Source organism: Pseudomonas sp. 10B238 (assembly GCF_000970615.1).
GTDB lineage: Bacteria > Pseudomonadota > Gammaproteobacteria > Pseudomonadales > Pseudomonadaceae > Stutzerimonas.
Genome location: NZ_KQ033931.1, coordinates 327,525 through 338,081, shown reverse-complemented (window position 1 = coordinate 338,081; position 10,557 = coordinate 327,525). Strand labels below are relative to the sequence as shown.

General features: G+C 61.0%; 8 protein-coding genes. 5 read left to right on the top strand and 3 right to left on the bottom strand.

Features of this window, described 5'->3' with window-relative positions; genetic code table 11:
* The 3 genes from RT21_RS10095 to mksB all read right to left on the bottom strand — a co-directional run.
* Positions 1 to 2,647: coiled-coil domain-containing protein (locus RT21_RS10095; RefSeq protein WP_046162646.1), on the bottom strand; the 2,647-nt coding region annotated here is incomplete at its 3' end.
* Complete coding sequence (mksE, locus tag RT21_RS10090) at positions 2,644 to 3,330, bottom strand: Mks condensin complex protein MksE (RefSeq protein ID WP_046162645.1); 687 nt, start codon at positions 3,328 to 3,330, stop codon at positions 2,644 to 2,646. The genes RT21_RS10095 and mksE, both read right to left, overlap by 4 nt.
* Positions 3,331 to 3,428: 98 nt before the next feature.
* A complete protein-coding gene (gene mksB, locus RT21_RS10085; RefSeq protein ID WP_046162644.1) occupies positions 3,429 to 4,670 on the bottom strand; it encodes an Mks condensin complex protein MksB in 1,242 nt (413 codons plus the stop codon).
* Between the two features lie 319 nt (positions 4,671 to 4,989).
* On the opposite strand from mksB, the gene RT21_RS10080 reads away from it, so the two are divergent.
* The 5 genes from RT21_RS10080 (at position 4,990) to rimI (ending at position 10,543) form a co-directional block, all read left to right on the top strand.
* Positions 4,990 to 6,087, top strand: a complete 1,098-nt coding sequence (locus RT21_RS10080; RefSeq protein WP_046162660.1) for a carboxynorspermidine decarboxylase — start codon at positions 4,990 to 4,992, stop codon at positions 6,085 to 6,087.
* 28 nt (positions 6,088 to 6,115) lie between these two features.
* A complete protein-coding gene (locus RT21_RS10075) occupies positions 6,116 to 7,354 on the top strand; it encodes a saccharopine dehydrogenase family protein (protein ID WP_045424927.1) in 1,239 nt (412 codons plus the stop codon).
* A gap of 348 nt (positions 7,355 to 7,702) precedes the next feature.
* Positions 7,703 to 9,250 carry a 2-isopropylmalate synthase gene (locus RT21_RS10070; RefSeq protein WP_046162643.1) on the top strand — a complete coding sequence of 516 codons (1,548 nt, stop codon included), beginning with the start codon at positions 7,703 to 7,705 and terminating at the stop codon, positions 9,248 to 9,250.
* Positions 9,247 to 10,098 (top strand): hypothetical protein, encoded by an 852-nt coding sequence (locus RT21_RS10065; RefSeq protein ID WP_046162642.1) that lies wholly within the window; start codon positions 9,247 to 9,249, stop codon positions 10,096 to 10,098. The genes RT21_RS10070 and RT21_RS10065 overlap by 4 nt, the downstream gene beginning before the upstream one ends.
* Complete coding sequence (rimI, locus tag RT21_RS10060) at positions 10,091 to 10,543, top strand: ribosomal protein S18-alanine N-acetyltransferase (protein ID WP_045424930.1); 453 nt, start codon at positions 10,091 to 10,093, stop codon at positions 10,541 to 10,543. Before RT21_RS10065 ends, rimI begins: the two co-directional genes overlap by 8 nt.
* The last annotated feature ends 14 nt before the right edge of the window (positions 10,544 to 10,557 follow it).

The following is a 10,557-nucleotide window of genomic DNA, read 5'->3' as shown; positions in this document are numbered from 1 at the left end:
GCAAGCTGGTTTCGATCAGCGCCTGCTGGTTGCGCTCGTCGATATCGGCAGCTTCGTCCAGGTAGTAAGGCAGACGAATGCGCCCTGCTTGCTCTCGATCCATCAGGTGCAGCAGCAGGTACATATTGGTCAGCGCTTTGATGGTCATTGTCGTGCCGTTGGACGCCGCCCCGTCGATGTCGGTATGAATCACCGGCTGGCCGCCGACCTTGGTGATTTCGAAAGCCAGCTCGAACAGATCTTTCAAGCCGAGCTGATTGTTGTTGGCAGCCACCAAGCGTGCCAGGTACTCCTTGGCTTCCTCGTTCTTGCTGTCCTGCTCGCTGCTTTGCTGCAGGTCGAAAACCGAGAGCGTCTCGCCTTGCTCGTATTGCCCGGCGCTGTGGATGATCTGGTCGATGTGCTTAAGCGCATCCTTGTTCGGTGCCAGCACGATGCGGAAGCTTTCGAGGTTGGATACCTGACGCTTGTTAATTTCGCGGTTGAACAGGGCCAGCTGATGTTCAAGGCTGTCATAGTCGCTGCGGATGTTGCGCAGGGTGCGGGCAATGTCGGTAACCGCGGCGCGGCGCGCCTTGGCCAGTGTGAGGGCTTCGTCCTGGCGATGCGCATAGGCGTTCACCAACAGCTGCAAGCGGCGCTCCGGATCCTCTTCGCTGTCGAACTTGGCGACGCCCTTGAGGCGAACCTGCGCATAGAGCGCTTCGATCTGCCCGTCGACGCGCTGCAGCGCTTGCCAGCTGTCCTGATAGTCGTTGAGCAGCGGTTGCAGGTTGTCTAGCGAATCGTCCACTGGATCCATGAATGGCGTGCCAAAGGGCAAGTCTGCTGGTAGCAGCTGGCGACGACGCAGCGCGTCTTCTAGCGTGCGCTCCTTGGCTTCCAGATCCGCCAACTGACGGCCGACCAGTTGCAGTTTCGCCGATAGATGCTGGACGCGTTCTGTAAAGGCATCGCTGGTTCGCTTGAGCTCGTCCTGTGCATCCTCCGCCTGCGCCAGCTGCTCGAGCTTGCTGCCTTCCTCGGTCGACAGCGTCTGGCAGCGACGGAAGTCTTCCAGCGCTTTCTGCGAATCGAGGACCTGCTGGTAGAGTTGTTCGGCCTGAGCCTTGCTGGCGGCGCGGTCGACTGCCACCGAGTGCTGGGCCTTCAGCTGCTTCAGCTCCCGCTCGAGACGGTCTTTCTGGTCACGCAGAGCAGCACGGTCGGCCAACGCCTGAAGGGCCGGTGGTTCGATATGCGAAAGGTCGATGGAGACGCCCGGCGCTTCGAATCGCTCGCCCTTAAAGCCGTTCAGGACCGCTTCGAGTGATTTGACCCATGCCTCGCCATCATCCAGCGCGATGCCTTTGTCCCCTAGCGGCAGGCTGAACAGCTGCCCGTTGAACAGCCGCATCAGGCGATCGACGTCCGCTTGTGAGAACTCCTCGCGCAGACGCGAATAGCTGTTGTTGTCCGCATGGTCCAGTTGCTGCCGGACCGATTTCAGGCGTTTCTCCAGATCGAGCAGACGCTCGTCTAGATCTTCGCTGGAGAACTGGCGCGATTGCGACAAAGCGCCTGCCAGCTCGTCATGAGCGTCCTTGGCAGCGAGCAGTTGTTGCTCCAGCACGTGAGCATCGTCGACCAGGGCAAAGCGGTTATTCAGCACCGCCAGTTCGCCCAACCAACGCTGGATCTCGCTGATTTCGCGCTCCAGTCGCATCAGCTCGGCCGTGCTGCCGCGCTGTTCATTCTGTAAACCGTCCTGCTCGCGGCGATAGTGCTCGGCCTGGATGACCAGCTCCTCCTTGCGCGCGCCGGCATAGTCCTGCCAGGTGCCCAGCAGCGAGTCGAGTAAAGGGGACAGCCGATGCAGCTTGCCGCGCAGCAGTTCACGCTGGGCCACGCCCGCAGCAAGGGCCTCGACCAGCGGACCGGCCGCAACCAGTGCCTGATAATCCTGCTCCATCCGGCGCACGTCGCGGAAGGCTTCTTCGGTGGCGGCGATGTAGTCGACGCTGCCGGAGCGCAGGCTGTGCTCGAATGCATCGAGGAATAGCTGCTTGAGCTTAGCTGCGGTGATCTCGCGCATGTGCAGCAGGTTGATGAACAACGCGCGGAAGGTTTTGAGGCTCTGCTCGCTAGTCGAACGCAGCGGGATGAGCGTCATGTCCAGCGGGATTGCGGTGTGGCCACCGACTAGCAGCCGCCGCAGCTCGTCTGGCTTGGCCTCGTACGCCTTGATATCCGCCCGCTCAAGATTGGCGAACAGCTCGCGTTGGCGCAGGCAGGTACCGTTTTGCTGGTAGTGATCGAGGTCCAGCGAGCCTTGGTAGACAAAGAACTGATGGCCGAAGCCGCCACCCGGACCGCGGCCGGCAACGCCGATCACGTGAGGGCCGTGGGGCAGGGCGACTTCGACGAGGATGTAGCTGGTGTCGCTGGCAAAGTAGAACTTGCGCGACTGCTCCAGGCTGTACTTACCGAAACTCATGTCCGACATGCGCGCCAGAATCGGGAACTGCAGGGCGTTGATCGATGCGGATTTGCCGAGATTATTGGCGCCATACACCGACAGCGGCGTTTCCAGCGGGAACATGCCGAGGCTGTAGCCTGCAGTGTTTAGCAAAGCAAAGCGGCGGATGCCGTAGCGTTCCTGGCTCATGCTTCAAGCTCCTTTTCTTCAGCGATGGCACGCGCAAGGGCATCGTCTTCGGTTTCGTCCGGGTCACGGTCGAGCAGGATAATCTCGTCTTCTTCCTCGTCGGCGATTAGCTGAGGCGCTGGCAGAGGCAGATCGCTGCTGTGTAGGCTGGCCGCGAGATCACGGTCCTGCTGGACGGACAGGCAGACATCGAGGAAGCGGTGCATGGGAGACAGGAAGCGGTAGATCCCATTGCTGTCTTCGGCAAAACCCAGTTGAGTCAGGCGGCGGATGACCTTCTCTTCCAGCTCGTCCTGCGTCGTCACTTCAGCCTGCAGGAACAGGTCCCGGTACTTGTCCAATAATGCCGGCAGTTCATCCCGGCCCAGGGTGCCGCCGTCCAGCACTGCGAGGGGATCGCGGCCCTGATCAGCCAAGTGCTCGACCAGGATGAAGGTAAACAGCGCCAGTCGCTGGGCGGTCTTGTTGACCTGTGCGCCCATCTGTTCGGGGACAAAATAGTAGAAGCCGCGCGGATCGCAGACCAGTTCGAAGCCGAGCGCCTTGAACAGAGCGCGGTATTGGTCCTGCATGCTGGACAGTTGGGCGTAGCACTCCGGCTCGCTGCGCGACAGGTGATAGCCCTTGAAGAGCTCGCGGAAAATCGGCGCCAGCTGGGTCATTTCTTTCAGATCAATGTTCATACGCAACTCAGTCAATCATCGTGTGAGCAGGCACGAGGCGCTTTTCACGAAAAGGAATCGAATCGGGGCGGGCCATACATCGCCAATGGGGCGCGACCTCAACCATCGGCATTGGCCAGCAGCGCAAAGGAGCTAAGGCTGACCTGATGCTCACGGGTCAGGTACTCGCGCCGCTCCAGGCGGTCGCGTTGAAATCGCGCATCGCGGGACAGCCGTGAGAACCAGTAGAGCAGCTCATCGGTCGCGCCATCCGGCTCCTGCTCCAGCAGCCATTGCATCAGGTCCGGCAGTGGCAGCGCCTGTTGGCAGCGGTCGAGCATCTCCCGTGCGGTCAGTGGCGACCGCGGTGCGTCGGTCTTGCGCTTGCTGCCAGCGCGGGGGAACTGCGCCGGTTTCGGCTCAAAGCGGGCCAGGGCGTAGACGTAGGCTTCGACCTGGCTGGCCGAGCCGAGAAAGGTGCTCTGCGGCCGAGTGAACAATGGCAGTGAGGCCTGCGGCACCGCGTCCAGTCCTTTCTTGCGGATGGCTGACAAGGCCAGCGCGGCGCCTCGCGTCACCGCATTGTGCCGGCGCGCCTCTTCGCGCAAGGGCAGCAGCAGCTCGCGAGCGTGACGCAGGGTGAGCTGGGCGGTGCTCTGCATTTCCAGAATTCGCGCATGAGTGCGCAGCAACAGGTCGTCGTCAACCAGCTGGCCAAGCCGCTGTTGCTCGCCGAGCAGCTTCATCAGCACCTGTTCCACGCGGTAAACACCCTGTTCGAAGGCGCCGTCAGCCGCGACCAGCTGGATCATCGGCTCTACGTATTCGTCCCAGGTCGCCAGGACCTCGGCGTAACGCTGACGCAATGGAATTTGCCGGTCACTGGTCTTGGCCCGATCGGCGACACCGATAAGCGCCTGTTCGTCGTTGGCGAGCTTTTTCAGCACGTCACGTACGCGCATGTCGAGCAGGCGCAACTGGCGGGCGAGATCCTGCCCGTCGCGGATCTCGAAGGCATCTTGGATGTGGCCGGCCAGGCGCTCGAGATGGCGCAGGTACGCTTCGATTTCCAGGCACAGGCCAAGTCGGTGCTCGCGGCGCAGGTAGGCGAGGAAATCGTGAATCTGCGCGTTCAGCTCGAAGCGGTTCGGGCTCTTCGCCACCGGGACCAATATGTCTAGGCGAATCCATTGATCGAGCAGGGCAGTGATGTCGGTGGGCGTTCCTTCCGGCAGTTGCGCAGCGAGCTGATGACGAAGTTCGACCAGGCTCAGGGTGCCGGCATCGAAGCGCTCGCACAGCGGCTCGAGCAATGTCCAGTGTTCGGCGAGGGCGCGCAATACGCGCTTGGGTTCGATCATCGAGGCGCCAATCCAGCCATGAAAAAAGGCGCAAATTGTACTGCATCACTGCTGGCGTGATGGCAGGCGGAGACGATCGGATGCGCCCTGATCGGCATTTAGATCAGCAAACAGGACCGTTCACCGGGACGTCATCGATCAGAGGTAGCGTGCGGCGCATCGCTGCCGTTCACCGATTTGGTCGCGACCGAACATCATGAAAGTCGACGAAGTGTCGAAATGCTATTTCGGTATGCGCCAGTTATCGGCACAATTCGCCCTTTTTTCCAAACGGGAAGCGGCCGGCTTCCTGTCGGCGACCTTCGCGGGGCACGCACACATGATCAAGACGCCGTACTACCTCATCGACAAACAGAAACTGTTGGGCAATCTCGAAAAGATTGCCTACGTACGCGAGCAGTCCGGCGCCAAGGCGTTGCTGGCTCTTAAGTGCTTCGCCACCTGGTCGGTTTTCGACCTGATGCAGCAGTACATGGACGGTACTACCTCGTCGTCGCTCTATGAGCTCAAGCTCGGTCGGCAGAAATTCGCTGGAGAAGCGCATGCTTACAGCGTGGCCTGGGCCGACGATGAAATTGAAGAAATGGTCGCTAACTGCGACAAGATCATCTTCAACTCCATCGGCCAACTCGAGCGCTTCGAGGCCGCCACCGAAGGCACCATTCGGGGTTTGCGCGTGAACCCCCAGGTCAGCAGCTCCGACTACCTGCTCGCTGATCCGGCACGCCCGTTCAGCCGCCTGGGCGAATGGGACCCAGAGAAAATCGCCGCGGTCATGAGCAAGATCTCTGGCTTCATGTTTCACAACAACTGTGAGAACGGCAGCTTCGAGCTGTTCGACAAGATGCTCACCACCATCGAGGAGCGCTTCGGCCCTCTGCTCGAACAGGTCGAGTGGGTCAGCCTCGGCGGGGGAATCCACTTCACCGGGGAGGGCTACCCACTCGATGCGTTCTGTGCTCGCCTGAAGGCCTTCTCCGAGAAGTACGGCGTGCAGGTCTACCTGGAACCGGGCGAAGCGGCGATCACCCTCAGTTCCTCGCTGGAGGTGACGGTGCTCGACACCCTCTACAACGGCAAGAATCTCGCGGTCGTCGACAGCTCGATAGAGGCGCACATGCTCGATCTGCTGATCTACCGCCTAAACGCCAAGATGGCGCCCTGCGACGGCGAGCACAGCTACATGGTGTGCGGCAAATCCTGTCTGGCCGGCGATATCTTCGGCGAATACCAATTCGATCGTCCGCTGGCCATCGGCGATCGGCTGTCGTTTATCGACGCAGCGGGTTACACCATGGTCAAGAAAAACTGGTTCAACGGCCTGAAAATGCCGTCCATCGTGGTAAAGCAGCTCGACGGCAACGTCGAGGTGGTTCGCGAGTTCGACTTTGATGATTACCTGTCCAGCCTTTCCTGAGGCGGCGACTTAAGGAGTGACAAAACAATTGAAGAAAAACGTTCTTATCATTGGTGCAGGAGGTGTCGCTAAGGTGGTGGCCCATAAGTGCGCGCAGCACAACGACGAACTCGGTCGTATTGCTATCGCGTCGCGCAGCATCTCCAAATGCCGGGCCATCATCGACAGCGTGCAGGCCAAGGGCGGATTGAAACAGCCCGGCGAGATCAAGGCCTACGTGCTGGACGCGCTTGACGTAGAAGCGACCAAGGCGCTGATCCGTGAAACCGAATCGCAGATTGTCATCAATGTCGGTTCAGCCTTCCTGAATATGGCTGTGCTGCGCGCATGCATCGACACTGGCGCCGCGTATCTCGACACGGCAATCCACGAAGAGCCGAACAAGATTTGTGAAACCCCACCGTGGTATGGCAACTACGAGTGGAAGCATCTGGCCGAGTGCCAGGAAAAGGGCGTCACCGCCATTCTGGGTGCTGGCTTCGATCCGGGTGTGGTCAACGCTTACGCCGCCCTGGCACAGCAGGAGCACTTCGACACGATCGAGTCGATCGACATCCTGGACGTCAACGCCGGTTCGCACGGCAAATATTTCGCGACCAACTTCGACCCGGAAATAAACTTCCGCGAATTCACCGGTCAGGTCTACAGCTGGCAGAACAGCCAGTGGACGACCAACACCATGTTCGAGGTCAAGCGCACCGACGACCTGCCGGTCGTGGGCGAGCAGAGCCTCTACCTGACCGGCCATGACGAGGTGCATTCGCTCTCCAAGCACCTCGGCGTACCGAATGTACGTTTCTGGATGAGCTTCGGTGATCACTACATCAATGTCTTCACCGTGCTCAAGAACCTCGGCCTGCTTTCCGAGCAGCCGGTCCGCACAGCCGAGGGCCTGGAAGTAGTGCCGCTCAAGGTGGTGAAGGCCGTACTGCCCGACCCCGCTTCGCTGGCGCCTGGCTACACCGGCAAGACCTGCATCGGCGATCTCATCAAAGGCACCAAGGACGGCCAGCCGCGCGAGCTATTCATCTACAACGTGGCCGACCATGAAGAGGCCTACGCCGAGACGGAAAGTCAGGGCATTTCCTACACCGCTGGCGTGCCGCCGGTCGCCGCCGCGCTGTTGGTAGCGCGTGGAGAGTGGGATGCGCAGCGGATGGTTAACGTCGAGCAACTGCCGGCGCAGCCATTTCTCAAACTGCTCGACGCGATGGGCCTGCCGACGCGGATTAAAGACGAGCACGGCGACCGCGCTTGGGATCAATAAGCCAGCGACGAGCTGCACGTAAGAACGAAAGGCCCCGCTGTTTCAGCAGCGGGGCCTTTTTGCTTTTGGGGGCTAGGGGGGATGTAAAAGCAACATCCACCCTACGAGCCAAGGCGGGCATTTCGGCTTTCGTAGGGTGGAAAACCGCGAAGCGTTTTCCACTGACGTTTTCCCCGGGTGGTGAAAAAGCCTCCGGCGTTTGCCGCTCTATGCAGCTTACGGTGGATGTAAAAAACGACATCCACCCTACGAATGCAGCTGTGCCTTCCCGCGTTGTTCATTTCACGCGACAATCCACCGTCTACAAGCGCCCCCTCAGAGGCGCTCGGCAGCCGTGAGGATTTGACTATGAGCAGCAACGACCGCGTCATCATCTTCGACACTACCCTGCGAGACGGTGAGCAGAGTCCCGGCGCTTCTATGACCGGCGAAGAAAAGCTGCGCATCGCCAAGGCGCTCGAGCGGCTGAAAGTGGACGTGATCGAGGCGGGCTTCGCCATCGCCAGCCCGGGCGATTTCGCCGCGGTCAAAGCCGTGGCGGATCACATCAAGGACAGCACCGTCTGTAGTCTCGCCCGTGCCGTGGATGCGGACATCGAGCGTGCCGCTGAAGCGCTGGCCGGTGCCAACTCTGGTCGCATCCACACTTTTATCGCCACCAGCCCGATCCATATGCAGTACAAGCTGCGCATGCAGCCGGATCAGGTGGTCGAACAGGCCGTACGTGCCGTCACCAAGGCGCGTAATCTCTGCGCTGATGTGGAGTTCTCGTGCGAGGACGCTGGCCGCTCGGAAATCGATTTCCTCTGCCGCATCATCGAGGCGGCCATCGACGCCGGGGCACGTACGATCAACATCCCGGACACGGTCGGCTACGCCATCCCGCACCAATATGCGGAAACCATCCGCCAGCTGCTCGAGCGCATTCCCAACGCGGACAAAGCCGTCTTCTCCGTTCACTGCCACAACGACCTGGGCCTTGCGGTGGCTAACTCGCTGGCGGCTGTCGTCGCGGGTGCTCGGCAGGTCGAGTGCACCATCAACGGCCTGGGCGAGCGCGCCGGTAATGCCGCGCTGGAAGAGATCGTCATGGCGATCAAGACGCGTCAGGACCTGCTCAACGTGCACACCCGCATCGAGACCGAACACATTCTCAGTGCCTCGCGCCTGGTGTCCGGCATTACGGGCTTCCCAGTGCAGCCGAACAAGGCCATCGTCGGTGCCAACGCCTTTGCTCACGAATCCGGCATTCATCAGGATGGCGTGCTCAAGCACCGTGAAACCTATGAAATCATGTCCGCGCAGTCGGTCGGCTGGAATGCCAATAAGATGGTCATGGGCAAGCACTCGGGACGCGCCGCCTTTCGCGCACGGCTCGAGGAGCTTGGTATCGTCTTGCCGGGCGAAGGCGAGCTGAACGCGGCCTTTGCCCGCTTCAAGGAGTTGGCCGACAAGAAGCACGAGATTTTCGACGAGGATTTGCAGGCACTGGTTTCTGACGCGCTCGCCGAGGACGTGCAGGAACATTTCAAGCTGGTGACGCTAGAAGTGGCGAGCAAGACCGGCGAGGTGCCGGACGCCAAGCTCGTGCTGAACGTGGATGGCAACGAGCAGGCTGCGGCAGCTCAGGGTTCTGGGCCGGTCGACGCAACCTTCAAAGCCATCGAGTCGGTGGCCAGCTCGGGCGCCACGCTGCAGCTGTACTCGGTCAACGCGATTACCAAGGGCACCGATTCGCAAGGCGAGGTCACGGTGCGGCTGGAGAAGGGCGGACGTATCGTCAACGGCAACGGTGCCGACACCGATATCGTCGTGGCCTCGGCCAAGGCCTACCTCAATGCGCTGAACCTGATGCAGGTTGGCGCCAAGGCTCATCCACAGGTGACCGGGGTTTGATTACCGAAAGCCGGCGTCGTGCCTTCCTCGACGCCATGCAGATCACCACCTGGCTGCCGCGAGCCGAGCTGCCCTTTGCCGCGCCTTCGCGCCCGGAGCTCTTGCAAATCGTCGAGACGGCATCCGAGCCCGCGCCAGTCGTTGAGCTTCAACCAACGCCACAGCCGAGCCGCACAGCTCCCGAGCTTGCAGCGCCTACAACGGCTGTTTCGGCCAGCCCGGCCGCAGATGCGGTTCGCTCGGTCATGCCACGCATCGCCGTGCCCGAGCCGAAAAAACCTGCGGCGAAGGCCCGCGAAGTGCAGGCGGTTGCCGTCGAGCAGAAAGCCGCCGTACCGCCCCCTCGCTTCGCCTTGCAGCTGCTGCGTGCCGGCAATGTGCTGTTGCTGGTCGAGCTGCCGACCGGTGAGTCTTTCCAGAGCCGCGATCCTGCTTACATCCTGCTCAAGGACCTGTTGCGTGCTGCCAGGCTACCGGACCGCCCACAGCAGGTTGGAGACGGTGAGCCGATTCGCTGGCCGCTGCTCCATCGCGGCAGCCTCGATCAGGGCGGCGAAGCTGCACGTGACTACGTGCAGGGCGTGGTCGCTGCGGAGTTGGAAGAAATGGGTTGTGCCTGCCTCTGGCTGATCGGCTCGCCTGCGCTGCGGTTTGCTGGCGAAGTCGAGGCGGACGCCTGCTATCGCGAGCTGACAATCGAAGGCTTAGGCGTTGCGTTGACGATGCCGGGGCTCGAGCAGTTGATGGAGCAGCCCGGCAGCAAGGCGCAGCTGTGGCGAGCCATGCGCCGTAGCATGCCGCGCTGGGTGATCGGTTTGAGTGGATCCACGAGTAGTGTTCATGAGTGATGCAGTGAGCTTCCGCCCGATGACCGCGGCGGATATCGAAACCGTTTTGAAAATCGAATACGCCGCTTTCAGCCACCCCTGGACCCGCGGCATCTTCACCGATGCGCTCACCGCCTATGAGTGCTGGGTTATGTTCGAGGGCGAGCAGCAGGTCGGCCACGGCGTGATCAATGTCATCCTCGATGAGGCGCATCTGCTCAACATCACTGTCAAACCACAGAGCCAGGGCCACGGGCTTGGCTTGCGACTGCTGGAACACCTGATGCAACGCGCTCAGGAGCGTGGCGGGCGCGAATGCTTCCTTGAAGTGCGCGCGAGCAACACCTCGGCTTATCGCTTGTATGAGCGTTATGGCTTCAATGAAGTGGGGCGTCGCCGTGGTTACTATCCATCTGCCGAAGGGCGGGAGGATGCGTTGGTAATGGCCTGTACGCTGATCGACTGATCAAGCGAAGGTCT